The sequence below is a fragment of the Bifidobacterium boum genome, assembly GCF_000741535.1.
GTDB classification, from domain to species: Bacteria; Actinomycetota; Actinomycetes; order Actinomycetales; family Bifidobacteriaceae; genus Bifidobacterium; species Bifidobacterium boum.
This window is the reverse complement of the sequence record NZ_JGYQ01000016.1, coordinates 12,290-36,913: the sequence shown is the minus strand read 5'-3', so window position 1 is coordinate 36,913 and position 24,624 is coordinate 12,290. Positions and strand designations below refer to the sequence as shown.

Below are 24,624 nucleotides of genomic sequence, written 5' to 3'. Positions count from 1 at the left end.
CATCGAATCGTATGCACGCTCGTGATGCACGCCTGTCGGGGCAATGTGGTCAGAGGATGGATACATGAACGGCACGCGTCACCAAGGTTTGACCGTGGCACCGGTGGATGGTGTGCTGCCGTGTGTTGTTGGGCTTCCTGAAGGGGATGGGGAGGCTGATGCGTTGGATTCGAGCAGGTCTTGCACTTTCCGGCGTTGCTTGTCGTCCAATCCGTCTGGGGTTGATGGGCTCGGGGTATTCGTCGGATCTGACGATGAAGTGTTGCTTGAATCCTGCGCAGACGAGGATCCGGCCTGCTGGTTGTTGAGTTCGGCTTGGATCCGTTCGGTCAGTGTGCGTGACATGGCGCTGTTCGTTTCGATACGCGTGTTGAGATTCGGGGCAAGGATCGCATGCCATGATTGCGCTTCCTTGAATTGCGCGTCGGTCTGCTCTTGACGGGCTGCCAGCGTGGACCAGTCGGCGGTGGGGGAGGCGCTGGCTTTGAGATCGGCGTTGAGACTGCGGGTCGCCTGATTGTAGGAGTGTTGCGCTTGGATATTCGCAATCGCGATGACGGCTCCGGCGAGTGCCAGAACCGCGAGAACAGCTAGAATGATGCGCACGGCGAGCGGGGCTCGCGCATGATTCCGGGCGGACTGTTGATGTTCGGAACGCTGTGGTGTAATGCTCATAGCAGTCTCCTTGACAGGCCGATCCATGCGCCGAGTTCCCATGCGAGCAGCACACACAGCGCGATGGCGATAGGCCAGACCACGGGGGTGACGCGTTGTCTGGTTTTCGCAGTGATGCTGGTGCGCCACTGTTTCGAAGCGGCGGGTAGTGAGTTGGTCACCGTGTGCGTGGCGTCAAGCATGATGGCTTTGCCGCTTAACTCGTCGGCGATGGTGTTGAGCGTGTCCGGGCTGAGTTTTGATACGCCCGGCTGGCCGGTAGCGGGGTCGGTCACCCATGTTTCGTTGGCGCTGTCAACCAATCCGTCGGCTGGAATATTGCCGCCCGCGGTCGATCCTGCTCCTACGACGAGGGCGTCGGTCACGTAGCGTCGCAGCGAGGAGTATGTGCGACGCGTGGTGGTCGCGGTCTGCTCCCCATCGCTGATCAGCACCAGGACGATGGTGTCATCCGCGTGATGTTGGCGAATGTCCTTCAGCGTCAGCAGCAGCTTGTCAAGTGGTGTATCAAGCGAGGACCCGGATGATGCTGTCGTGGATTCGACATTCAGGGAATCCGCCCAATTGTCGATGGCGAGCGTGTCCGGGGTCAGCGGCACGTCCAGTGAGGCGCTCGCCCCGAAGCGTACTGCGGAGAAACTTGCCGCCGGGTAGGCGTCGGTCAAGTCGTGGACGGCATGTTTGGCGGCTGCGAGCCGGCTTATCGTCTCGCTGCTGCCGTATGTCGCGTCGTTGACGGCCATGGAACTGGTCGTATCGATTGCGATGACGATGTCCGTGGCGTTGACCGCTTTGCTGGTGGTGCTGGACACCGTGCTGGGGGTGAGTGCGGCGAGCGCGACCAGCAGGCAGATCAGCGTGCGCCGGACGCATGCGCTGACACTCTGATCGGTTGCGCCACGGGTGCGGACACGGATGACGATGCCGCCGATCGCGCAGACGAGCATAATGATGGCTATGGCGCATCCTACAGGCCAGCCGAGTGCGGGGGAGAGTGTCCAAGTCATCGTCTGAGCCTCCAAGCGAATACCAGCCATACGAGTACGCATACGGCGAGGGCGAGAGTCCACCAGCCGGGATCGTCATCAACGGCGGATTGGGCGTCCCTCTCGTTGCGGGCCGCGCTACGCTGCTCGATCTGCCTGACCAGGGATTCGATCGATGAACCGTCGGCTTGGGACATGAATGTGCCGCCATGCGATTCGACGGCGGTTTTCATGGCGGTGGTCGTCTGATCGGATAGGCTTTCTTTCGCTCCCGCATAAATGGCATCCACGCTGATGGACGCTTGGGACGTCAAGTCGAGTGCTTGACTGAGCGTGTAGGTTTCCTTACCGGAGACGACGTTGTCGGTGGCGAGCACGATGGAAGCGGATCGCCGTCGCGCCTTGTTGGCGGCGGTGTCGCCCGCCGCCGCTGCAGTGCTGCCGTACGCGAATCCGGGTAGCATGGCCGCGCAGCTGACCAGCCCGTCGCCGATGAGGGATGTGGCGTTGGTTTTGTTTTGGGTGCCGTCCAACCAATCGGACACGTTCTGGTAGTCGTGGTCGCTCATCTTGTCGATGTCATCTTGGGTTTGCACGCCTTTGAGGATCGATGCCGCGGACTTGAGCTGGCTGGTGACCAGCGTGTAGTCGTCGGTCAGAGGGAAGACGGTTCGCGATGTCGAATTGAAAATACTCATGCCGATGCGTTCGCCTTGGAAGGTGGAAGCGAGCTTGAGATACGTGTCGATGATCTGCCGGTCGTACGGCAGGGTTGATCCAGAAACGTCGAGGCACAGGACGATGTCGCGGCTTGCCGAACGTTCCGTGCCCTCGTCGATGTGGGACGGGCGGGCGATCAGGATGACGGACAGGACCAGTGCGATAGCGAGCGCCGATGCGGCGATCCGGCTGAGCAAACGCCACTGGTGGAACAATTCGGAAGCGTATTCGGTGTTGAGGTCATCGTCCAGACTGTACGATTTGAGATCCGGCGTACGCTTGGCTGTCCGGCGTTCATGCCACGCAGTCAAAGCGGCTGCCGTGGCGGTGATAGCGAGTGCCGCCACGATGGCGATCAGTGCGGCCCACGGCCATTGCCATCTCATCGGCGCCACCTTTCCACCAGAGCGGACACCCATTCGGCGCCTTGCTCGACGCTGGTCGTCCGTGCGGCGTCATTGTACCGTTCGTCGGCGAATTGGGGTGGGTAGAGTGCCGCAATGGTTTGCCTGAGCAAGGTGAACCCCTCTTTACCGCTTGTCGGCGGTGTCGCACGATTGAGATCGGACAAGGTTTGCGTAGCCATGACGGTTCCTGAAACCCCTGACGCGTATTCGCGTGCGATGGCTGCGAGTTCGGTGAACGCTTGGTCGCGAGTGATGTCTTGCGCATGATACCGTTGCACGACCGCGTCGATGCGTTGATGCCATACACGGGTGCCGCCGGTCGGATGATGGGCGCCTTTCGGACGTGGTGCGCGGGGCGGTGTGGTGCGTGGGCGGGAGAGCACGATAATCAGGACGATGAGCAGACACGCGATGGCAACACAGCCGGCGAGCATCGCCGTCAGCATGCCGGACTGGTCCAGTTCGCCGACGGGGCTGAGGTCGTCGAGTTTGATCGCCATGGTGATATCCGCGGTGGTGGTGATGGGAATGCGGTTCATGCGCGCCTTCCGTGGGTGGATGGGGAAACGTGCCGTGCGGCGGGTAGGGTGGTGCGTCCGGCCCCGGCAAGCGACAGGGAAATGGTGCGGACGAACGTATCGAACATCGCTCGGCTTGACGAGGCGCGCATCAGCGTCGACCCGTTCGTACGCAGTTCGGATTCCAGTTGCGCGGCAAGATACTGCCGATGGGTGTCCACTTCGCCGCTGCTTCTGCTATTGAGGAGGAACGCCGGCAGTCTCCGTCCGGTATCCGCGTCAGCCACATGACGGTGCCGTGCGATGAAGGGGTTGATGGTCGAAACGTCGATAAGCACCAGGGGGTGTGTGCGAGTGATGGCGCGAATCGCGTCGAAGTGACGAGCGCCGATGGCATGCTCGTCGGTCGCCAGCACGATCAGCGCATCGCGATCATTGATACGCTGCGCATAATCGAGGAGCGCGTCCATATTGCGTGGATGTTTCCGCGCCTGTTCCAACGCGCGGTCAAGCATGCTTTCGAACTGGGCGAACCCCCCGTGGAATGGCACTCTAGTAATGCTGGATGAGTCCGCGCACACCAGTGAAATATCGTCGGAGCGTCTCAAACTGAGCGCGGCGAACATGCGTAAACCATTGGCTGCGACCTGCCAGGCCTGCTCGCCGCCTTCGCACGCGCCGGACATTTCTTTACCGGTATCCAGCAGCATCCACACCCGGGAGGTGACTTGACGCTGTCGTTGCACCACCATCGGCCTTCCTGAACGTGCGCTGGTACGCCAGTCGATGCGGCGTGCCTCATCCCCGGCTTCATAAGGGCGGATATCCATGATGTCGTCGCTTCCGAACCGTCGATGTGACGGATGCTCGCCCTCAATGACGCCGAGCGCGCGACGAACCGTCGGCAATGTCAGTGTAGTGGCGAGAGCTTCGATTTTCCGGCGGATCGCATCCTCGCCCATCGTCCGGTCGATCATGGCACCGGTACCGTGGCTACGACGGAGTCCACGATTTGATCGCTGGTCATGCCGTCGGCAAGTGCTTCGAACGTGAGCAGGATACGGTGGCGCAGGATTTCATGCGCGAACATCCTGATATCTTCGGGGATGACATAATCGCGTCCTGCAAGAAGAGCGGCCGCCTGCCCTACTCTGATCAGGGCGATGGACGCACGGGGGCTGGCACCGAGCCGGACGTTCGCGGACAGTCCGGAAATCGGGTGGCTTCCCGCTCCACGTGAGGTCGCTGCGATATCAACTGCATAGCCCATAATCGCGTCCGAAACGTGGACACGGCGGGCGGCTGCGCGCAGGAATTCGACATCAGCCAGAGATAACGTGTCGCCTTGCAGCAACGAGGGATTGACTGTATCGCTGCCCCGCCGGGTGAGCATAGCCAGCATTTGACGTTCCTCGTCGGCGGTCGGATAGGTCATAACCGCTTTCATGGTGAACCGGTCCATCTGCGCTTCAGGAAGGTTGAATGTGCCTTCTTCTTCGATTGGGTTTTCCGTGGCGATCACCATGAAAGGCTTGGGTAGCTCGATGCGTTCTCCGCCGATGGTGGTAGCACCTTCCGCCATGGCTTCCAGCATGGCGGACTGTGTTTTCGCGTTGGACCGGTTGATTTCATCCAGCAGCACGAAATTGGCGTGGATGGGGCCGATTTGGGTGCTGAATCGTTGGGTGGAGAAATCGAAGACCTGGGTGCCTACCAGATCGGACGGCATGAGATCCGGAGTGCACTGGACGCGTTTGAAACTGCCGGACACAGAGGTTGCCAGTGTTTGTGCGGCGGTGGTTTTCGCCAGACCCGGCACCGATTCGATAAGCATATGCCCGCCGGCGACCATGGTGACGATAAGCGCTTCACGCAGATTATCCTGGCCGACGAGCGTCTGGGCGAAACGTGCGCGGATCCGGTCGGCGAGTTGCCTCGCCTTGTTCAGGTCCTCCGGAGCCAATCCGGCTGACGCTGATGCCACCGGCTGTTGCGGTATGGGCGGTATCGGTTGCGCGATACTGGGTTGTGGTGGGAATAATGCCATGATGTGCGCTCCAACGATTGATTGATGGTCGGGTGTGCGACCCGCGTGGCCGCGAACTGGTATTCCAGCATAGTAGCGTAAGCGGCTGGGCGTCTTATGCCAGTGGCGTCATCGATGCTGGCCTGCTGTTGGGCCGGCTGGTGCCGCGACGGGTCCGTATGCCGGTGATGCGGCAGGCGGTAGCGCCCAATCCACGGGTTTGGCTCCCATGGCTTCGAGCGCTTGATTGGCGCGTGAGAAGGGGCGTGAACCGAAGAATCCGCGGGAAGCCGACAAGGGGCTGGGGTGTGGGGATTCGATGATGACAGCGTTGGTGAGCAGCGGTTTGAGTGTCTGCGCGTTGCGTCCCCACAGGATTGCGACGAGCGGCTTGGGATTGCCGTGCTCGTCGGTGCGTGCGTTGAGTGCGGCGATTGCGGCGTCGGTGATATGCTCCCATCCTTTGCCTTGATGACTGTTGGGGCGTCCGACCCCCACGGTCAGGCATCTGTTGAGTAGCATGACTCCGCGGTGCGTCCACGGGGTCAAGTCACCGTTGACCGGCGTCGGCACGCCCAGATCGTCGGACATTTCCCTGTAAATATTGATGAGGCTTTTGGGCAGCGGGTGCACATCGGGAGCGACGCAGAAACTCAAGCCCACCGGGTGCCCCGGTGTCGGATAGGGGTCCTGCCCGACGATGAGGACCTTGATGCTGTCGAATGGAATGGTGAACGCGCGCAGAATATTGTGTCCTGCCGGAAGATAGTGCCGTCCTGCGGCGATTTCCCCACGCAGGAAGTCGCCCATGCGGTGGATGTCCGGTTCCACGTCGGCCAGTGCGCGCGCCCACCCCGGGTCAACGAGTTCGGACAACGCTTTGACATGAGGGTTGTTCATGCTTCTACTGTATGGCGCATTTGGACGTTTGCCGTGCCGATGACGTGACGAAGCTGTGGATATCCGACACAGTGCACGCGATTGCGACCCCTACAGCCCAGCCGACCATGTACACTCGATGATGAATCCATTGGGAAGGAACTGCATATGGCACGCAAAGACCGGAACACTGATGAGTCGTACGCGGAAGACGTGTTCGACAACCCGCCGCAGGGGCCTGTCGGTGTACATCGCGGCAATCGCTCTGTCGCCGCGCGTTTGGTGCCGTTCCTTATCGTGATTGTTGTCGCTGCGGTCGCAGGGCTGACGGTGTGGGCGGTGATGTCGGGCGAAGGCGCCAAGGTCATGCCGTGGAAGAGCGCGGCGACTTCCTCGCAGACAGCGCCCGCGTCCAAGTCGGCCAAGTCATCCAAGTCATCCAAGTCGTCTGCATCCGAATCGCCTTCCGCGTCTGCGTCGCAATCGGCTTCGGCGTCTGCCAGCGAGTCCGAGTCGGCATCCGCGTCCCCGTCGGACTCGCAGTCCCCCTCGGCTTCCCCGTCGCAATCGCAGACGCCGGCTGCCGCCGCGAATCTGACCACCCAGGTGCGTGTCGTCAACGGTACAAAGAAAACCGGGTATGCGGCCACTCAGGCGTCCGTGCTCCAGAAGGCCGGGTACACCAATGTTGTCGCCGCCAACCCGTCCGGCAGCCTGCCGGCCGGATCGGTGGTGTGGTATCAGAACGAGGCTGATGTGGCGACGGCGCAGGATGTCGCAGCCAAACTCGGTATCTCCAATGTCCGTCAGGTATCCAACTTGTCTGCGCCGGTTGTGGTTGTGCTCATGAACTAGCGTTCGGCGTTTCTTTGCTTGCCGTCGCTACAATAGGGCACCAGATGGGCAGTGCCGGCGTGTATGGGGCGTCGGACTGGTCCCATGCAAGGGATGATCGATATGGCACAAGGCACAGTAAAGTTTTTCAATGCCGGCAAGGGGTATGGCTTCATCGCTCCTGACGAGGGAGGGGAAGATGTGTTCGTGCATTATTCCGTAATCCAACAGGAGGGCTTCAAAAAGCTTGATGAAGGCGACCGTGTTGAATATGAGGTTGAGCATGGTCCGAAAGGCTTCCAAGCCACTACGGTGACCAAGCTGTGAATCTCTCCTGTCTGGTATGCAGGCGTCCCGAATGGGGCGCCTGTTTTGGTCTTCCGAGGCCGGTCGATGCCGGTTTCGGGGGAATCGTCGTTCCCGCGACATCGTCCGGTATACCGTTCATGGATTCATGACAGGGGACGCCCGTCATGCGTGTCCGATGACGCGATGCCACGCATTCGCGATCCTGTCCCATGCGCATGCCCAAACCGTCTGCCGACGCTGAGCCCGTCGTCAGTCTCGGCAGAGGCGTTGACCGATGCTGACGCGCCGCTCAGCGTCGGCAGAAGCGGGGAGTCGTTCCGTCGATGGCTTGCGCGATGGTGCGCAACGGCCGGATGGTTCCCATGCGCGTGCGCTCTCCCGCTGGTTGTAATCGACACGCTTTTCATGCCAACAGCGCAATACCGTGGACGATGTTGGCACTCGAGGGCTGAGAGTGCTAATCTCCCAATTAGCACTCGGAAGCCGAGAGTGATAACCGGCAGCTGACGGTCGGCGTACTTTTGGGCATCGGGTGGAAGACCATACCGTGTAGCCATATGTGGAGGAACAATGGCAAAGATCATTGCATACGACGAGGAAGCTCGCCAGGGAATGCTCGCGGGTCTCGACAAGCTCGCTAACACCGTCAAGGTCACGCTCGGTCCGAAGGGCCGCAATGTCGTGCTCGACAAGACCTATGGCGCTCCGACCATCACCAACGATGGCGTCTCCATCGCCAAGGAAATCGATCTTGAGGAGCCGTATGAGCGTATCGGCGCCGAACTGGTCAAGGAAGTCGCGAAGAAGACCGACGACGTCGCAGGCGATGGCACCACGACCGCTACCGTGCTCGCCCAGTCCCTGGTGCATGAAGGTCTGAAGAACGTGGTCGCCGGTTCCAACCCGATCGCCCTGCGTCGCGGCATCGAAAAAGCCGCCGATGAGATCGTCAAGGAATTGGTTGCCTCCGCCAAGGATGTGGAAACCAAGGACCAGATCGCCGCCACCGCAACGATTTCCGCTGCTGATCCTGAAGTCGGCGAGAAGATCGCCGAGGCACTCGACAAGGTCGGCCAGGATGGCGTCGTGACCGTCGAGGACAACAACCGCTTCGGTCTGGACCTCGAGTTCACCGAGGGCATGCGTTTCGACAAGGGCTATATCGCCCCGTACTTCGTCACCAACGCCGACGACCAGACTGCAGTGCTGGAGAACCCGTACATCCTGCTCACCTCGGGCAAGGTGTCCAGCCAGCAGGACATCGTTCACCTGGCCGACCTGGTCATGAAGAGCGGCCGTCCGCTGCTGATCGTGGCTGAGGACGTCGACGGTGAAGCGCTGCCGACCCTGATCCTCAACAAGATTCGTGGCACCTTCAACACGTGCGCAGTCAAGGCTCCTGGCTTCGGCGATCGCCGCAAGGCCATGCTGCAGGATATGGCTATCCTCACCGGTGGCCAGGTCGTCTCCGATGAGCTGGGCCTGAAGCTTGATTCCATTGACATGGACGTGTTCGGCACTGCTCAGAAGGTTATCGTTTCCAAGGATGAGACCACCATCGTCTCCGGCGGCGGTTCGAAGGAAGACGTGGCTGCCCGCGTCGCCCAGATCCGTTCCGAGATCGAGAACACCGATTCCGACTACGATCGCGAGAAGCTCCAGGAGCGTCTGGCCAAGCTCGCCGGCGGCGTGGCTGTCATCAAGGTCGGCGCTGCTACCGAGGTTGAAGCCAAGGAACGCAAGCATCGCATCGAAGACGCCGTGCGCAACGCGAAGGCCGCTGTCGAAGAGGGCCTCGTGCCCGGCGGCGGTGTGGCGCTCGTGCAGGCTGCCAAGAAGGCCGAGAAGAGCGAGGCTCTGGCTTCGCTGACCGGCGAAGAGGCCACTGGCGCCGCTATCGTCTTCCGTGCCGTCGAAGCTCCGATCAAGCAGATCGCCGAGAACTCCGGTGTCTCCGGTGACGTGGTCTTCAACAAGGTGCGTGAGCTGCCGGAAGGCCAAGGCTTCAACGCCGCCACCAACACCTTCGAAGACCTGATGGCCGCAGGCGTCACCGACCCGGTCAAGGTCACCCGCTCCGCACTGCAGAACGCCGCTTCCATCGCCGGTCTGTTCTTGACCACCGAAGCCGTCGTGGCCAACAAGCCGGAACCGAAGACCGCGGCTCCGGCCCAGGGCGCTGACATGGGCTACTGATCGCTGGTATCGGTAGACTGCTTGTCTCGCCTCATGCACGAGGGGTGTCAACGGTATTGCCGTTGGCACCCCTCGTTTGTTGTGCTCCGCGGATGCCGACGTGTGCGATTGCCGCATTCCACGCGCGCCGGGAGCGTCAGGCGAGCGTCAGGAGAGTGTGAACAGTCTCGACGCTTGCGCTTCGGCGTCCGCATAGACGGCTGATGCCTGGGTCAGGGATTGGCCGATCGCTTCAAGCGAAGCGTCCATCTGTTGTTGAGCTGCCCGCCACTGCTGGATGACTCCGGCGAACTGACTTGATGCGGAGCCGCTCCACACACTTTGCAACCCTTCAAGATTCGCGTACATGCCTTGCACGGCTTGTCGGATTTGCTCGATGGATGAGCGCACCGCTGCGCTCGATGACTGGATTTGTTCACTGTCAACGCGGTATTGTGGCATGATTGTCCTTTCTGTCGCCGTCATAGGACGGTTCTGGCATGGTTGGTGCAGACCGGAGGCTTCTGCCGCTTTTGGCGAAACCGGCCGCTACAGTGGAGCCTATGCGGTTGTTGAATAGGTCTCACGTTCACACGGGAAATGTGGTCAGAAGATGGGAACGCTTGCGCGTCCGGGCAACAGGCGTGGTGTTACCGGCACTCCGACGGTTCATTATGGTGCCGCTGCTTGTGGCATGCGTTGCCACCATCGCGTATCCTACGTTCGTATGGGCCGATGACGCGTCCAACGCGAGCCCGTCGGTTTCGGCGTCGGCATCGTCATCAGACGCGGATTCCTCATTAGGGGCCACACTGAGTACGGATATCACCGATCCGAACAACCTGCTCGGCGACAACGTGACCGCTGTCACTGACGCCATCGCGAAAACCAAGAAGAAGTACGGTGTTGCCGTACGTCTGCTCTATCTGAATACGTTCACCACCGCCAGCACCAAAGACGATCCGACCACGTGGGCGAGCAAACTGTTGCAATCGACGGATCCCTCGCCCAACACTGTCATGCTTGCGGTCGCCAGCCAGGATGGCAATCTCGTGGTGGCTGTATCCAACAATTCAGAACGATGGCTGGCCAGTCAGGCGACCGTCGACGAACTGTCCGCCGCTGCCCAGGAGCCGCTCGCCAAGAAAGGTACTCCTGACTGGTCCGGATCCGCGATCGCGATGATGAACAAAATCGGGGAAATCAAGGAAACCTCGACATCGCGCAGCGCGAAGGTGGCGTCGACACTCATTTTTGTGGGCGTGGCCGTGCTGATGGCGGCATTGATCATCGTCATCGTCGTTCTCGCCCGGAACGCTCGCGGCGCCCACAGCCGTGGTGGCAAACAACATCGCGCGCGACAGGCCAGGAGCAGACGGATGGCGAGAACCTCCGCAGCGCGTCATGATGGGCAGGAGATTGACGAATATCACCAGTACGCACAGAATGACGGGTCCGCTGATTCTTCTTACAGTGAAGCATCGAACGATGGCGGTGCGGTAGGTGAGACGACGCAAGTCATTGATGTCGAAGCGTATCTGAAACGATTTGCCCAGCAAGACACAGGACATTCTCAGGAAACTCGAAGAGAAAAGAGGAATGCTGGACGACATGAGCAAAACAATTGAAGCATCCATCGTAGTTGTCGATGACGAGCCGTCCATTCGCGACCTGCTAGTCGCCTCGTTGCATTTCGCTGGATTCGAAGTGAACACCGCCGCCTCGGGCTCGGAGGCGATTGAAGTCATTGAGAAGGTGCACCCCGATCTGATCGTCCTTGATGTCATGCTCCCGGATATCGACGGATTCACCGTGACCCGCCGCATCCGTCAGGAAGGCATTGACGCGCCGGTACTGTTCCTCACTGCGCGCGACGACACCCAAGACAAGGTTATGGGATTGACCGTCGGCGGTGACGATTACGTGACCAAACCGTTCAGCCTGGAGGAGGTGGTGGCACGGATTCGCGCGATTCTGCGCCGCACCAGCCATCAGGAGGCCGAAGACCCGATCATCCGCGTCGGCGACCTCGAAATCAACGAGGACTCCCACGATGTGACGCGTGCCGGCGTGCAAGTCGATTTAAGCCCCACCGAATACAAGCTGTTGCGCTACCTGATGGACAACGAAGGCCGTGTACTGTCCAAAACGCAGATTCTCGACCATGTCTGGCAGTACGACTGGGGCGGGGACGCGGCGATTGTCGAATCGTATATCTCCTATCTGCGCAAGAAAGTCGACGGCGTCATGGTTGAAGACGAAAACGGCAATAAGCATAAGGTAACCCCGCTTATCGAAACCAAGCGTGGTATCGGCTACATGATTCGTGCGCCGAAGGCCCCATCGAAGAAAGACGCCTGATGCGAGTCGAACAAGACACGCACCGGCCCGAATCCCCGCAAAGCGCCCAGACCGCAAGCGGGGATTCCGCGTCGACGCCGCAGCCAGCGCCGCCTGATGCTACGGCGGATACCGGCAGGCGTCTGCCCAAACCGCTTGCCGCGGTGGTGCGCGGATGCAGCGGCATGCACACCATGGTTGCCCGACGTCTGGATGCCGTTCCGCTCAGCACGAAACTGCTCGCGTGCATGATGGTGTTGCTGACGGTTTGCGCCGCGGGTATCACGTTCTCCATCCGTGAGCTCGTCGGTTCATATCTGCTGCAGAAGACCGACACCCAGCTTGCCGAACAAGCGCAGCTCGTCTACGACAATATCGATGTCCTGCGCAGCAAAGACAGCAGTGAACAAGGCAGTGTGGGCCCCAACGATTATTTCATGCAGATCCGCGACACGGATAACCGCATCCTCAATACGCCGTTGGTGCCGGTGATGCGTGAAGACGTGATATCCGTGCCTCGTCTGCCGGCTAACGGATCGATGGGGAACGTGAACATCGGCGAACCGTTCACCACATCCGCTGAAGTGCGTACCGCCAACAATTCTTCGGTCAGCCGCAGCACCCTGCAGGCGGCGAACGCGCCATGGCGTGTGCTCGCGCTGTCATGGGGGAAGAAAACCGCTGACGGCGGGGCGCAGATCCAAGGGGTCATCTATATCGGCTTGTCGCTGAGCGACCAGATCGATACAGTGAACACGCTGACCAAATACTGCACGTTGGTGAGTATCGCCATTGTACTGATTGGCGCTGTTATCGCCATGATTGTCATCCAAAGCACGCTTGCCCCGCTCAAACGGATCGAGAAGACCGCCGCCAAAATCGCCGCGGGTGATTTGAGCCAGCGTGTTCCGAGCGCCCCAGAGAATACGGAAGTCGGTTCTCTCGCGGCTTCACTGAACACGATGCTTGCTCGTATTGAGCGCAGTTTCCATGAGCAGCAGGAGACGACGGAGAAAATGAAGCGTTTCGTCTCCGACGCCAGCCACGAGTTGCGTACTCCGCTCGCCGCAATCCACGGGTATGCGGAACTGTACACATTGCAGCGTGATATGCCGGGGGCTTTGGAGCGTGCCGACGAATCCATCAGTCATATTGAGGCGTCAAGTGCGCGAATGACGGTCCTCGTGGAGGATTTGCTCTCGCTGGCCCGTCTTGATGAGGGGCGCGGCATCGACGTCACCCAACAGGTGCTGATCACGTCACAGCTCAATGATGCATGCGATGATCTGCACGCCTTGGATCCTGAACGCGGTATCACCAAGGGGGTGTTGCAGCTGCGTCATGGCGGCGAACAGCAGGGGACATGGCTTGCGTTCGACGAACAGGATCTTCCGCATATCACATTGACCGGTGACGCGTCGAGACTTCGACAGGTGATTACCAATATCGTGGGCAATATTCACCGGTATACTCCCTCGGATTCGCCGGTGGAAGTCGGGGTGAGCGTGCTGCCGGCGTCGATGACCCCCAAGCAGCTTGCCTCGCTGGCTTCGAATGGCAAAGGGCTGACATCCTTCTTGGAAGCGGCAGAAGTCGGACAGAGTCTGGGCACTGGCGTGCCGTACGCGGTGATTCGTTTCATCGATCACGGGCCGGGTGTGCCGGAAGCGTCACAATCGCAGATTTTCGAACGCTTCTATACGGCAGACCCGTCGCGGGCGCGGCAGAAAGGCGGTACTGGCCTTGGCATGGCAATCGCCCAGTCCGTAGTCAAAGCGCACTGCGGTCTGATCAGCGCCACTACGACCCCGGGAGGCGGATTGACGCTTACGGTCGTACTGCCGTTGGACCCCAAGCAGACCACCATCCCGCCTGCGCCAGAATGCGCTGCCGCAGCATCCGGGACGGCGACAAACGGTCGGGGCAGGAAACCGAAAAATGACCGACGGCGCAAAGACAACCAACGCCAAGTCAGGAAGAAGTGACATTGCGCACAGCTGATACGCCTTGTCATGCGGTACACTGATAAGCTGGTTTACATGCGGCGGGCGCAGCCTGCCTTGGTATGGAGTTTGAGAGGTGCGGATATGCCCACGGGACGGGTACGTTGGTTTGATGCGAACAAGGGGTATGGTTTCATTATCGCCGATCAGGGCAAGGATGTGTTCCTGCCGGCGACCGCCCTGCCGCAGGGGGTCACCACGTTGCGTAAAGGCGCGAAGGTGGAGTTCTCCGTTGTGGACGGCCATAAGGGACCACAGGCGATGGGGGTTAAGCCCATCGCCTCGGCGCCGTCTTTGGTCAAAGCGACCCGGCCGAAGCCGGACGATATGGCCGCCATTGTTGAAGATCTCATCAAACTGCTTGACAAAGCGGGCAACGACCTGCGCCGCCACCATTACCCGTCGCCGACGGACAGCAGGAAGCTGGCTACGGTCATGCGCGCGGTCGCCGATGATTTCGACGTACAGGATTGATGAATGACTATGGACTTGGAAACATCGCAGCAGGACGACAGCCAGCGTATACAGGTCACGCCGCAGGCGTTGGCGCGTTCCATCGCCCAGACCGTGGCTGACGAGCCTGATCAGGTTGGGAATCTGACCAGGACCATCGACCTTGACGATCAGGTTACCGACTTCCGTTTCGCGTCGAACAAACGCGGCTATGAAGGTTGGGAATGGTCCGTGACCTTGTACCATGATGTCGAGCTAGACGAGTGGACGGTCAACGAGTCATCCCTCGTGCCGACGGATAAGGCGCTGGTACCCCCGGCTTGGGTGCCGTGGAAGGACCGCCTGCTGCCGACCGACCTGTCAGTCACCGATTCCATCGGCACCGAGCCGGACGATCCGCGGCTCGAAGATGGATTCCGTCCGACACAGCCTGCCGGCGAATCGAAAACCGAGGCGCACCAGATTGAACCTGACGCGGTGCAATCGGTGGACAGGCAGGACGACGAGTCCGTCGAAACCAGTGCGGATAGCCAGAATACGGCTGGTGAGGTTCCGCAAGCCGACGATTCTGCGGAGCCATCCGAAACGCAGACCGCGGACACGGATAATGATGGCACCGCACAGCAGGATATCGAGGATAGCGTCGAAGCGTTCATGCTGTCCAGACGGCATGTGCTCAGCCCGCTCGGCCGTGACCAGACCGCCAAACGCTGGTATGAGGGCCCGCACGGTCCCAAGGCCTTGTCCACGAAAACCGCTGGCGGCAACGTGTGCTCGACCTGCGGATTCTTTGTACCGCTCAAGGGGGATTTCGACCGCATGTTCGGCGTGTGTGCGAACAAGTGGAGTCCCGACGACGGTCGCGTGGTCTCTCTCGACCATGGTTGCGGCGAACATTCGGAAATCGACCCGCCTGAGCCGTCCCACTTGTGGGTGCAATCCAAACCCGCCTACGATGACATGCATATCGATGTCATCGCCCAGGCACCGCGTGAGGAACGCGGTCAGGTCGAGCTGCTTGAAGAAGCCAGCGAGGACGATATCATCGCCAATACGGTCGTCGACGACGAGCCGGAGACCGATGACGAGCGTCAAGCCGATCAAGGCCCAGCCGTCGAATCCATCATCACGATGGGGGATCTCGATGCAGCTGGATTCCCTGAACCTGACATGGACACGGATACCGACACTGATTCGGATACCCGGGACGATACGTCCGACAGTCATCCCCAAGACCGGCATGCGCAGGCACCGGATGACGCAACCGCCGGCAGCGGCGATCCTGACCATGCACCAGCGCATGACGCCGCCTCTGAAAACCTGTCACCAGAGAGCGATTCCTCGGCGGAATAATTGATACCGTCGGCCGGCATGCCATCGCTGCTATGCTGTGGGCCACGACGCAAAGCCTTTGCGTCGTGGCCCACAGCATAGCAGCGAATTTCGCTTAATGCACAACCGTCACCGTGCACTCAGCGAAATTCACCAATTGACGCGACACCGAACCCAGGAAATGCGCATCCAAACCGCTTAAACCGCGTGAACCGACAATAAGATGGCTCGCATACCGCGACGCGCTGATCAGCCCCTTCGCCGCAGGAATATGGAACGCGTTCGCCTGAACCTCAAGATCGTCACCGAGATCGGCTTGGCTGACCACTTCGTCAAGCAGATGTTGCGCCCGCTGCTCAGCAACGTGCAGGGGAGCGACCGCGTTCTCATATCCGGGGATCGCATCCAGATCTTTGATCTGCCAGCAGAACAGCACATGCAACGGGGCATGATGAAGCCTCGCCTCATCAGCGGCGTACGCAAGCGCGCGCTTCGAAATCTCCGACCCATCAATGCCGGCCACAATCGGCTTATGGCGGTCAAGCCCGACAATCGGCGGCTGCGCGTAATGCACCGTTGCATCACCGGGGGTCAACGAGTTGGCTATCTCATCCTGCACACTCGCCTCCTCATCACTGGCAAACCGCACCACGGTGACCGGCACCTTCGCTTCTTCGGCAAGCGACGCTGACAACGAACCCAGGAACCAGCGCGCCACGCGGTTAAGCGAACGCCGTCCCACAACAATCTGCTGGGCGTTGGATCCCAATTCGAGCAGCGCATGCGTACCGGTGGCTTTCACCGAAGTGAGTTTGAGATACGACGCGTCGAAATCAATATCCGAACACGCTTCATTGACCCAGTCGCGCAGACGCCGCGTCATATGTTCGCGCGCCTGACTCCACGCGTCATCATCCTGAGGTTGCGAGCCCATATCCCACGAATGCGTCCAACCGAATACCGCATTGACATGCTGTCCGGTCACGGTCGCCTCGCGTATCGCCCAACGCAATGCCGCGAATGATTCGTCCGAACCGTCCACACCGACCACGATGTCCGCCGTACGGTCGACGACCTGTACAAGATTGTCCGTCATGTCTTCCTCCTTGAGGCAGCTTTCTCTTCCAAGCATATCCTCTTGTTTGCGTTGATAGCGCAATTCGAGCCTGCAAAGGAAGAAACGTCACCGCGAATCGGTAGAGTGAAGTGGACAAACAACAGTGGAAGGACAAGCATGTTCGAACGGTTTACCGACCGTGCGCGGCGCGTGATCGTATTGGCGCAGGAGGAAGCTCGCTCCCTTCAGCACAATTACATCGGCACCGAACATCTGCTGCTCGGCCTGATTCGCGAAGGTGAAGGCGTGGCCGCCAAGGCGCTCGCCGCCAAAGGCGTGAATCTGCAGGATACCCGCAAGCAGGTCGAAGAGATGATCGGCAAGGGCAATGCGTCGCCCAATGGTCATATCCCCTTCACGCCGCATGCCAAGCAGGTGCTTGAGCTGAGTCTGCGTGAAGCATTGCAGCTGGGGCACAGCTATATCGGTACCGAGCATATTCTGCTCGGCCTGATTCGCGAAGGTGAAGGCGTGGGCACGCAGGTGCTCATCAAGATGGATGTCGATCTGGGAGAGCTGCGCAGCACGGTCATTGATATGATCCGCGGCAATTCAACCGGCCCGGATACCGACAATAAGGGAGAGCTGGCCAATGCCGGGGGAGTCCAGGACAAGCGCGGACAGACCGGTTCAGCGATTCTTGACCAGTTCGGCCGCAATTTGACCGCTGAAGCCGCCGCCGGCAAGCTTGACCCGGTGATCGGGCGTTCCGAGGAAATCGAACGCGTCATGGTCGTGTTGTCCCGCCGCACCAAGAACAATCCGGTGCTGATCGGTGAGCCCGGCGTCGGTAAGACCGCCGTCGTCGAAGGCCTCGCCCAGAAGATCGTCGCGGGCGATGTTCCGGAAACCCTCAAAGACAAGCAGGTGTATTCTTTGGATCTCGGATCCATGGTCGCCGGCTCCCGGTATCGCGGTGATTTCGAGGAGCGCCTGAAGAAAGTGCTCAAGGAAATCAAGACGCGTGGCGATATCGTCCTGTTCATCGACGAAATCCACACCATTGTCGGCGCTGGCAGCGCGGATGGCGCGTTGGGTGCGTCCGACATGCTCAAGCCGATGCTTGCGCGAGGCGAACTGCAGACCATCGGCGCGACCACAACCGAGGAGTATCGCAAGTACATCGAGAAGGACGCGGCGCTGGAGCGCCGTTTCCAGCCGATTCAGGTCCATGAGCCGTCGATCGCCGAAACGATTGAGATTCTCAAGGGTCTGCGTTCACGTTACGAGAACCATCATCATGTGACCATCACAGATGGCGCGTTGCAGTCCGCTGCCGAATTGTCGGCACGGTATATCCAGGATCGTCATCTTCCGGATAAGGCCATCGACCTGATTGATGAGGCTGGCGCTCGGTTGCGTATCAAGCGTTTGACCGCCCCGCCGGAGCTGAAGGATCTGGATGCGCAGGTCGCCAAAGTGTCGGCGCAGAAAGATGAAGCCATCAAGAAGCAGGACTTCGAGAAGGCCGCCGAATTGCGTGACAGCCAAGAGAAACTCGAGGCCGAGCGCAAGGAGAAGGAATCCTCGTGGCGTCAGGGTGAATCCAACGTCAAGATGGAAGTGAACGAGGATGTCATCGCCGAAGTGGTTTCCAGCACGACCGGCATCCCTGTGTTCAAACTCACCCAAGCGGAGTCGAAGAAGCTGCTCAACATGGAAACCGAGCTGCATAAGCGCATCATCGGCCAGGATGAGGCGGTTTCCGCGCTCGCCCGTTCCATCCGGCGTACGCGTGTGGGGCTCAAGGATCCGAAGCGTCCTGCCGGTTCCTTCATTTTCGCCGGTCCCACGGGCGTCGGCAAGACGGAGCTTGCAAAAACCTTGGCGCAATTCCTGTTCGATGATGAGGACGCGCTCATTCGCGTGGATATGTCCGAGTTCTCTGAGAAGTACGCCGCGTCGCGTCTGTTCGGCGCGCCTCCGGGGTATGTCGGCTACGAGGAGGGTGGCGAGCTCACTGAGAAGGTGCGTCGCAAGCCGTTCTCCGTCGTCCTGTTCGATGAGATCGAGAAAGCACACCCGGACATCTTCAACACGCTGTTGCAAGTGCTTGACGATGGCCATCTGACCGACGGCCAGGGTCGCAAGGTGGACTTCAAGAACACGATTATCATCCTGACCACCAATCTCGGTACCCGCAATATCGCCAAAACCGCGAACACGGGCTTCAACCTTGGTTCGGATACGGAGACGAGCTATGACCGCATGAAGGAGCAGGTCTACAGCGAGTTGAAGGAGCAGTTCCGTCCGGAGTTCCTCAATCGTCTGGATGACATCATCGTGTTCCGTCAGCTCACCGAGCCGCAGGTGCGTCAGATCGTCGACCTGGATGTCAAGCAGCTCAACGACCGTCTGTTCGACCGTCATATGTCGCTCGAACTCACCGATAAGGCCAAGGATCTGCTCGCCGAGAAGGGCTTCGACCCGCTGCTCGGTGCGCGTCCGCTGCGTCGTGTGATCCAGCGTGATATCGAGGACGCCATCTCTGAGAAGATTCTCATGGGTGACCTCCATGATGGTGAGCGCGTGGTCGTGGATGCTGAGGGTGAAGGTATTCTCGGTGAATTCACGTTCGCCGGAGAGGATTTCGCCGAACACGGTGATGGTGAGCGGTCAGGGGATGACAAGCTGGTCGGCGCCGCAACGCCGGCGGATGCATCCGCTGATACCGCTGACGGCGGCGATATGCCGTCACTGGCGTAAAACTCTCACTAATACCGCCACTGTTTGCGACGAGGGGTGGTCCTGCATTACGCGGGACCACCCCTCTTGCATACTGTTGCACCGGACAAGCCGCACATATGAATCGCCGGAACCCCGACAGGTACGGGGTTCCGGCGATTTCGTGCTCTGGGGCAGTGGAACGCGGTTACTTGATGGCGTTCAGCCACTGCTCCTTGGTGGCCTTCTCAGCTTCGAGCTTGGCCTTCTTTTTCGGATCGGATTCGGCGGCGATCTTCTCGTCAAGCTCTTTGAGCTGCGCGTTGAGCTGCTCTTCGAAGCTGGACTTGCGGGCGTCGGCTTCCGGATCGCTCTTCTTCCACGCGGCATCTTCGACAGCCTTGATTTGACGGTCAACCGCGTCGAGACGATCTTCAATACGACGCATATCGTCACGCGGTACGTAGCCGATCTGATCCCACTCGTCTTGGATTTCGGCGAGCTTCTGGCGTGCCTGCTTCGCGGCTTTCTCATCGGCGACCGGTACCAGAGCCTCGGCCTGTTTCAGCAGTTCTTCCTTCTTGGCGAGGTTCTCTTTCTCAGACGAGTTGACCTGCTCGCGGTCGGCTTGACGGGCGTTGAAGAACGTGTCCGCGGCTTCACGGAACTTGGCCCACAGGGCATCGTCATCGCTGCGTCCGGCGCGGCCGGCACGCTTCCAACGGTCCATGAGCTCATTGAACTTGTGTGAGGTCTCGCCCCAGTCGGTGGAGTTCTTGATGTCATTCGCCTCGGCGATGATGGCTTCCTTCTCGGCCTTGGCTTGTGCACGCTCGTTGTCACGAGCCTGCGCCCACTTGCGACGCTGCTGGTTGAAGGTTGTGCGTGCTGCGGAGAAACGCTTCCACAACGCGTCAGCGTCAGCGCGATCGATTCGGACCGAATTACGCTGATGAGCCTGCCACTCGTCGAACAGGGCGCGGAACTTGTCTGCGGTGGAACGCCAGTTGGTGTTGTCTCCGAGTTCAGCGGCCAGCGTTTCGGCCTTTTCCACAATCGCGGTACGCTCCTGGACCGCCTTGGCGACCGCCTCCTTGCGGCGGTTGGCCAGTTCTTCCTTCTTAGCGGCGCCTTGCGCCTTGAGCTGCTCGAATTGCGTCTTCAATGCCGCTACGTCGCCGACAACGGCAGGCTCCTTGGTTTCTTCGCCCAGCAGCTTGATGGATTCGTCAATCTCACGGGGCTTGATTGTGCCGGAGTTCAAACGGTTTGCGAACACATCCAGCTTTTCTTTGAGGTCAAGGAATCTGCGGGCGTACAGTGCCAGCGCTTCCTCTTTCGAAGCGTCGGGGAATTGTCCGACTTCGCGTTCGCTGTCACCATCCTTGACATACACCGTGCCATTGTCGTCGACACGGCCGAACGCTTCGGCCTGCTTGACGCTTTCGTCGGAATAGGAGACGTGCGCGGCCGGCGCTGCAGGGGTGTGTGCGGGCTTCCTCTTGGCGAACGCGGCGGGTGACGGCGCGTGATGTTTGATGTTCGCGGGGGAAGGAACCGCGGCAGGTGTGGCGCCAGCTTGCTGCTTCGCGCCAGGCTCCGTCGTCTGCGCGGTAGGTTCGGTGGTGTTCTTTGGTTCGGTGACGTTCTCGTCGGCCATGGCCAGCTCCTTAAGCTCATGTAGTGAGGCTGTTACGGAAGCCATGAGACTTGGGTCGCATGTTTTCCGCAACTTCACTTATTATAGGGAATCGTGGCTAAAGGCGCATCAATTTCAGGATTTCCAGAGTGGCTCCCCTCTGAACGTGTTGTGGAGCAGCGTGTTATTGACACGCTCCGTAGGGTTTTCGAGCTCAATGGCTTCATCGGTATCGAGACGCGTGCCGTTGAAACTGGCGCGAGTCTGCTGAAAAAAGGCGAGACCAGCAAGGAGATCTACCTGCTGTCGCGTCTGCAGGAAGTCGGCCATGAATCCGACACGCCGATTGAAGATCGTCTCGGGTTGCATTTCGATTTGACGGTTCCGCTGAGCCGGTATGTCGTCGAGCATTCCGGCACGTTGGCCTTCCCGTTCAAACGTTGGCAGATCCAGAAGGTCTGGCGCGGCGAACGTCCTCAGGAGGGCCGGTTCCGCGAGTTCGTGCAGGCCGATATCGACGTGGTCGGCAACGGTGACCTGCCTGAGCATTATGAGGTCGAACTGCCGCTGGTCATGGTCAGCGCATTGGAACAGCTGCGCGAATTCGGTTTGCCGAAGGCGACTGTCCACGCGAATAATCGTAAGCTGTCCGAAGGTTTCTACCGCGGACTTGGCTTGACGGATATCGAAGGCGTGCTGCGCGAAATCGACAAGCTCGACAAGATTGGCGCCGATGAGGTCGCTCGTCTTCTGGTTGAAGGCTGCGGCGCGAATGAGACACAGGCGCGTGCCTGCCTTGAGCTTGCCGAACTGACGGCGGCGGACGGCAAGGAACTTGCCGAGAAGTTCGACGCCCTGTGCACTAAGCATGGCATCAGCACTGACAGCGAGGCGTACGCTCTGGCTCGCCAGGGGCTCGATACGCTGGCGATGATCGTCGACGAGGCGGCACGCATCCGCCCTGGCTCGGTGATCGCCGACCTCAAAATCGCCCGCGGTCTGGATTATTACACCGGTTCCGTGTACGAGACCTTCCTTGACGGCGCCGATTCGCTCGGTTCCATCTGCTCGGGCGGCCGGTACGACAATCTCGCATCGCAGGGCAGCAAACGTTACCCGGGCGTCGGCCTGTCCATCGGCCTGTCCCGTCTGGTGTCCTACATGCTGCATACCGCTGGCGCGCACGCCTCGCGGATTTCCCCGGCTGCGGTCATGGTCGCCGTATGGAATGAGGATGATCGCCCGGCCGCCAACGCAATCGCCAACCAGCTGCGTTCCCGCGGCATTGCGGCCGACGTTGCGCCGACCGCCGCGAAACTCGGCAAGCAGATCAAGTACGCCGACAAGCTGGGCATCCCGTACGTGTGGTTCCCGGCAGCGGCGAGCGAGGACGGCGAAGCCAAGGGCGACGAGGTCAAGAACATCATCACCGGCGATCAATGCCCGGCTGATGCCAAGTCGTGGGAGCCGGATACTGTATATGCCCGGCAAACTGTCAACCTGTAAACAAACTGAAATGCTTGGAAAACCCGGTTTTCCGCCGATTTCTGAGGACTTGACAAGAATAGAGGAAGCATGAGCCAGACGGCTTACAGAACACATCACGCCACGGAAGTGACCGAGGCGCTCGTCGGGCAGAAGGTCACGCTCGCCGGTTGGGTCGACCGTCGTCGCGACCACGGCGGTGTGGCGTTCATCGATTTGCGTGACAACACAGGTCTCGTGCAGATCGTCATCTATGACGAGGAGATCGCCCGCCCGCTACGCAGCGAGTTCGTCATCCAGGTCACCGGCGAGGTGCGCCTGCGCCCGGAGGGCAACGAGAACACGCATCTGGCCACCGGCAAGATCGAGGTCGTCGTCGAGGATCTCAAGGTGCTCGCCAAGGCCGACGCCCTGCCGTTCCAAGTGTCCACTGCGCTCGAGAACGAGTCCGAGAACAAGCTGCCGGGCGAGGACGTGCGCCTGAAATACCGGTATCTTGATCTGCGTCGTCCGCAGATGCAGCGCAACCTGAAGCTGCGTTCCGACATGACGAAGGCTGCGCGCCACGCGCTGGAAGACATGGACTTCACCGAGGTGGAGACCCCGACCTTCATCAAGTCCACCCCTGAAGGCGCTCGCGACTTCCTTGTGCCGGCCCGTCTGGTGCCGGGTTCTTGGTATGCGCTGCCGCAAAGCCCCCAGCTGCTCAAGCAGCTGCTCATGGTCGGCGGTGTCGAACGGTACTATCAGCTCGCACGTTGCTATCGCGATGAGGACTTCCGCGCTGACCGCCAGCCTGAGTTCACGCAGCTCGATATGGAAATGAGCTATGTCGACCAGGAGGATGTCATCGCGATGGCCGAGAAGGTCATCCAGGCGATCTGGAAGACCCGCGGTTATGACATCAAGCTTCCGCTGCCTCGCATCTCCTGGAAGGATGCGATGGACAAGTACGGTTCCGACAAGCCTGATCTGCGATTCGGCAACCAGCTCATCGAGCTGACCGACTATTTCAAGGACACGCCGTTCCGCGTGTTCCAAGCGCCGTATGTCGGTGCCGTCCTGTTCAAGGGTGGTGCCTCGACACCTCGCCGCCAGTTCGATGCATGGCAGGAGTGGGCACGCCAGCGTGGCGCGAAGGGCCTGGCCTATGTGCAGTTCACCGAAGACGGCGAGTTGAAGGGCCCGGTCGCCAAGAACCTGTCTGAGCAGGAGCGCAACGGCCTCAAGGAGGCTGTCGGCGCTGAGGACGGCGACGCGGTGTTCTTCGCCGCTGGCGCTCGCGAATCCTCTCAGCTGCTGCTGGGCGCGGTGCGTGTCGAACTCGCCCGTCGCGCGGGTCTGCTGCACCCTGACGAGTTCGCGTTCACATGGGTTGTCGACTTCCCGCTGTTCAAGCCCACGGACGACCCGGATGACGATGATGTGGCTGTCGGCCACTCCAAGTGGACTTCCATGCACCACCCGTTCACCATGCCGAGCGCCGACTGGATCGACAACTTCGACAAGGATCCTGAGCACGCGATGAGCGATTCCTATGACATCGTGTGCAACGGTGAAGAGATGGGCGGCGGTTCCGTGCGTATCCACCGTGTGGATATCCAGGACCGTGTGCTCAACGTGCTGGGCATCGGCAAGGAGGAAGCCGAAGAGAAGTTCGGCTTCCTGCTCGAAGCGTTCAAGTACGGCGCTCCGCCGCACGCGGGTATCGCGCTCGGCTGGGATCGTACCGTCTCGCTGCTTGCCGGCGCCGATTCCATCCGTGACGTCATCGCCTTCCCGAAGGCCGGTGGCGGCCGCGACCCGCTGACCGGCGCCCCGGCCCCGATTTCGGATGAACAGCGCGCCGAAACCGGTGTCGACTATGATCCCGAAGAAGACGAGGACTGAACCGCATCCAGGTGATTGCCCACGGGGCTGAGGATTTGAATGTCTGCAGGTCCCCGAGATGTGATCGGCACGGTGCCGTGAACACGAAAAATTAACCTCCAAGAAATATGATGCCCTGTTACGCAATGTACTGCGTGGCAGGGCATCTGCATATTGCCGCATAATACCGCCG

At 60.1% G+C, this 24,624-nt stretch carries 21 protein-coding genes; 11 read left to right on the top strand and 10 right to left on the bottom strand.

The window, feature by feature from the left end; translation table 11 throughout:
- Window positions 1-78: 78 nt before the first annotated feature.
- From BBOU_RS06060 to BBOU_RS06030, 7 genes are all read right to left on the bottom strand, one after another.
- Window positions 79-675, bottom strand: a complete 597-nt coding sequence (locus BBOU_RS06060; RefSeq protein ID WP_051616571.1) for a DUF6466 family protein — start codon at window positions 673-675, stop codon at window positions 79-81.
- Complete coding sequence (locus BBOU_RS06055) at window positions 672-1,682, bottom strand: vWA domain-containing protein (protein ID WP_033490311.1); 1,011 nt, start codon at window positions 1,680-1,682, stop codon at window positions 672-674. Before BBOU_RS06055 ends, BBOU_RS06060 begins: the two co-directional genes overlap by 4 nt.
- Window positions 1,679-2,767: a VWA domain-containing protein gene (locus tag BBOU_RS06050; protein WP_026502184.1), complete on the bottom strand. Its 1,089-nt coding sequence runs from the start codon at window positions 2,765-2,767 to the stop codon at window positions 1,679-1,681. Before BBOU_RS06050 ends, BBOU_RS06055 begins: the two co-directional genes overlap by 4 nt.
- Window positions 2,764-3,327 (bottom strand): hypothetical protein, encoded by a 564-nt coding sequence (locus BBOU_RS06045; protein WP_051616570.1) that lies wholly within the window; start codon window positions 3,325-3,327, stop codon window positions 2,764-2,766. The genes BBOU_RS06050 and BBOU_RS06045 overlap by 4 nt, the downstream gene beginning before the upstream one ends.
- Window positions 3,324-4,268, bottom strand: coding sequence for a DUF58 domain-containing protein (locus tag BBOU_RS06040; protein ID WP_152595626.1), 945 nt, complete (start codon window positions 4,266-4,268; stop codon window positions 3,324-3,326). The genes BBOU_RS06045 and BBOU_RS06040 overlap by 4 nt, the downstream gene beginning before the upstream one ends.
- A gap of 11 nt (window positions 4,269-4,279) precedes the next feature.
- Window positions 4,280-5,353 (bottom strand): AAA family ATPase, encoded by a 1,074-nt coding sequence (locus BBOU_RS06035; RefSeq protein WP_026502181.1) that lies wholly within the window; start codon window positions 5,351-5,353, stop codon window positions 4,280-4,282.
- A 108-nt stretch (window positions 5,354-5,461) separates the two neighbouring features.
- Entirely contained in the window at window positions 5,462-6,232 is a 771-nt protein-coding gene (locus BBOU_RS06030) for a uracil-DNA glycosylase (protein WP_026502180.1), read from the bottom strand.
- 147 nt (window positions 6,233-6,379) lie between these two features.
- Between BBOU_RS06030 and BBOU_RS06025 the strand changes: the two genes are divergently transcribed.
- The 3 genes from BBOU_RS06025 to groL all read left to right on the top strand — a co-directional run bounded on the left by BBOU_RS06025 (window position 6,380) and on the right by groL (window position 9,550).
- On the top strand, window positions 6,380-7,066 hold the full coding sequence (locus tag BBOU_RS06025; protein WP_026502179.1) for a LytR C-terminal domain-containing protein: 687 nt from the start codon (window positions 6,380-6,382) through the stop codon (window positions 7,064-7,066).
- 102 nt (window positions 7,067-7,168) lie between these two features.
- A complete protein-coding gene (locus BBOU_RS06020; RefSeq protein ID WP_026502178.1) occupies window positions 7,169-7,372 on the top strand; it encodes a cold-shock protein in 204 nt (67 codons plus the stop codon).
- A 552-nt stretch (window positions 7,373-7,924) separates the two neighbouring features.
- Window positions 7,925-9,550 carry a chaperonin GroEL gene (gene groL / locus BBOU_RS06015; RefSeq protein WP_026502177.1) on the top strand — a complete coding sequence of 542 codons (1,626 nt, stop codon included), beginning with the start codon at window positions 7,925-7,927 and terminating at the stop codon, window positions 9,548-9,550.
- A 147-nt stretch (window positions 9,551-9,697) separates the two neighbouring features.
- On the opposite strand, the gene BBOU_RS06010 is transcribed toward groL, so the two are convergent.
- Window positions 9,698-9,991: a WXG100 family type VII secretion target gene (locus tag BBOU_RS06010; RefSeq protein ID WP_026502176.1), complete on the bottom strand. Its 294-nt coding sequence runs from the start codon at window positions 9,989-9,991 to the stop codon at window positions 9,698-9,700.
- Between the two features lie 212 nt (window positions 9,992-10,203).
- Between BBOU_RS06010 and BBOU_RS08905 the strand changes: the two genes are divergently transcribed.
- The 5 genes from BBOU_RS08905 to BBOU_RS05985 all read left to right on the top strand — a co-directional run bounded on the left by BBOU_RS08905 (window position 10,204) and on the right by BBOU_RS05985 (window position 15,678).
- Window positions 10,204-11,157 (top strand): TPM domain-containing protein, encoded by a 954-nt coding sequence (locus tag BBOU_RS08905; protein WP_051616569.1) that lies wholly within the window; start codon window positions 10,204-10,206, stop codon window positions 11,155-11,157.
- Window positions 11,141-11,890, top strand: a complete 750-nt coding sequence (locus tag BBOU_RS06000) for a response regulator transcription factor (protein ID WP_026502175.1) — start codon at window positions 11,141-11,143, stop codon at window positions 11,888-11,890. The genes BBOU_RS08905 and BBOU_RS06000 overlap by 17 nt, the downstream gene beginning before the upstream one ends.
- The gene (locus BBOU_RS05995) at window positions 11,890-13,854 is read left to right on the top strand and encodes a sensor histidine kinase (protein WP_051616568.1); all 1,965 of its coding nucleotides are present in this window, start codon (window positions 11,890-11,892) and stop codon (window positions 13,852-13,854) included. The genes BBOU_RS06000 and BBOU_RS05995 overlap by 1 nt, the downstream gene beginning before the upstream one ends.
- A gap of 102 nt (window positions 13,855-13,956) precedes the next feature.
- Complete coding sequence (locus BBOU_RS05990; RefSeq protein WP_026502174.1) at window positions 13,957-14,346, top strand: cold-shock protein; 390 nt, start codon at window positions 13,957-13,959, stop codon at window positions 14,344-14,346.
- A 3-nt stretch (window positions 14,347-14,349) separates the two neighbouring features.
- The gene (locus tag BBOU_RS05985) at window positions 14,350-15,678 is read left to right on the top strand and encodes a DUF3027 domain-containing protein (RefSeq protein ID WP_051616567.1); all 1,329 of its coding nucleotides are present in this window, start codon (window positions 14,350-14,352) and stop codon (window positions 15,676-15,678) included.
- 94 nt (window positions 15,679-15,772) lie between these two features.
- Here the strand turns inward: BBOU_RS05985 and BBOU_RS05980 are convergent, their stop codons facing one another.
- Window positions 15,773-16,753, bottom strand: a complete 981-nt coding sequence (locus tag BBOU_RS05980) for a universal stress protein (protein WP_051616566.1) — start codon at window positions 16,751-16,753, stop codon at window positions 15,773-15,775.
- 138 nt (window positions 16,754-16,891) lie between these two features.
- Here BBOU_RS05980 and BBOU_RS05975 point away from each other — a divergent pair, with 138 nt between their 5' ends.
- Complete coding sequence (locus BBOU_RS05975) at window positions 16,892-19,480, top strand: ATP-dependent Clp protease ATP-binding subunit (RefSeq protein WP_026502172.1); 2,589 nt, start codon at window positions 16,892-16,894, stop codon at window positions 19,478-19,480.
- Window positions 19,481-19,646: 166 nt separating this feature from the next.
- On the opposite strand, the gene BBOU_RS05970 is transcribed toward BBOU_RS05975, so the two are convergent.
- The gene (locus tag BBOU_RS05970) at window positions 19,647-21,098 is read right to left on the bottom strand and encodes a DUF349 domain-containing protein (protein WP_026502171.1); all 1,452 of its coding nucleotides are present in this window, start codon (window positions 21,096-21,098) and stop codon (window positions 19,647-19,649) included.
- A gap of 93 nt (window positions 21,099-21,191) precedes the next feature.
- On the opposite strand from BBOU_RS05970, the gene hisS reads away from it, so the two are divergent.
- Window positions 21,192-22,583, top strand: a complete 1,392-nt coding sequence (gene hisS, locus BBOU_RS05965) for a histidine--tRNA ligase (protein WP_033490310.1) — start codon at window positions 21,192-21,194, stop codon at window positions 22,581-22,583.
- 69 nt (window positions 22,584-22,652) lie between these two features.
- Complete coding sequence (aspS, locus tag BBOU_RS05960) at window positions 22,653-24,452, top strand: aspartate--tRNA ligase (protein WP_026502169.1); 1,800 nt, start codon at window positions 22,653-22,655, stop codon at window positions 24,450-24,452.
- Window positions 24,453-24,624: the final 172 nt, after the last annotated feature.

Coding starts and splice junctions, on each gene's coding strand:
- BBOU_RS06060 (WP_051616571.1), bottom strand. CDS start 675: ATGAGCATTACACCACAGCGTTCCGAACATCAACAGTCCGCCCGGAAT.
- BBOU_RS06055 (WP_033490311.1), bottom strand. CDS start 1,682: ATGACTTGGACACTCTCCCCCGCACTCGGCTGGCCTGTAGGATGCGCC.
- BBOU_RS06050 (WP_026502184.1), bottom strand. CDS start 2,767: ATGAGATGGCAATGGCCGTGGGCCGCACTGATCGCCATCGTGGCGGCA.
- BBOU_RS06045 (WP_051616570.1), bottom strand. CDS start 3,327: ATGAACCGCATTCCCATCACCACCACCGCGGATATCACCATGGCGATC.
- BBOU_RS06040 (WP_152595626.1), bottom strand. CDS start 4,268: ATGGGCGAGGATGCGATCCGCCGGAAAATCGAAGCTCTCGCCACTACA.
- BBOU_RS06035 (WP_026502181.1), bottom strand. CDS start 5,353: ATGGCATTATTCCCACCACAACCCAGTATCGCGCAACCGATACCGCCC.
- BBOU_RS06030 (WP_026502180.1), bottom strand. CDS start 6,232: ATGAACAACCCTCATGTCAAAGCGTTGTCCGAACTCGTTGACCCGGGG.
- BBOU_RS06025 (WP_026502179.1), top strand. CDS start 6,380: ATGGCACGCAAAGACCGGAACACTGATGAGTCGTACGCGGAAGACGTG.
- BBOU_RS06020 (WP_026502178.1), top strand. CDS start 7,169: ATGGCACAAGGCACAGTAAAGTTTTTCAATGCCGGCAAGGGGTATGGC.
- groL (WP_026502177.1), top strand. CDS start 7,925: ATGGCAAAGATCATTGCATACGACGAGGAAGCTCGCCAGGGAATGCTC.
- BBOU_RS06010 (WP_026502176.1), bottom strand. CDS start 9,991: ATGCCACAATACCGCGTTGACAGTGAACAAATCCAGTCATCGAGCGCA.
- BBOU_RS08905 (WP_051616569.1), top strand. CDS start 10,204: ATGGTGCCGCTGCTTGTGGCATGCGTTGCCACCATCGCGTATCCTACG.
- BBOU_RS06000 (WP_026502175.1), top strand. CDS start 11,141: ATGAGCAAAACAATTGAAGCATCCATCGTAGTTGTCGATGACGAGCCG.
- BBOU_RS05995 (WP_051616568.1), top strand. CDS start 11,890: ATGCGAGTCGAACAAGACACGCACCGGCCCGAATCCCCGCAAAGCGCC.
- BBOU_RS05990 (WP_026502174.1), top strand. CDS start 13,957: ATGCCCACGGGACGGGTACGTTGGTTTGATGCGAACAAGGGGTATGGT.
- BBOU_RS05985 (WP_051616567.1), top strand. CDS start 14,350: ATGACTATGGACTTGGAAACATCGCAGCAGGACGACAGCCAGCGTATA.
- BBOU_RS05980 (WP_051616566.1), bottom strand. CDS start 16,753: ATGACGGACAATCTTGTACAGGTCGTCGACCGTACGGCGGACATCGTG.
- BBOU_RS05975 (WP_026502172.1), top strand. CDS start 16,892: ATGTTCGAACGGTTTACCGACCGTGCGCGGCGCGTGATCGTATTGGCG.
- BBOU_RS05970 (WP_026502171.1), bottom strand. CDS start 21,098: ATGGCCGACGAGAACGTCACCGAACCAAAGAACACCACCGAACCTACC.
- aspS (WP_026502169.1), top strand. CDS start 22,653: ATGAGCCAGACGGCTTACAGAACACATCACGCCACGGAAGTGACCGAG.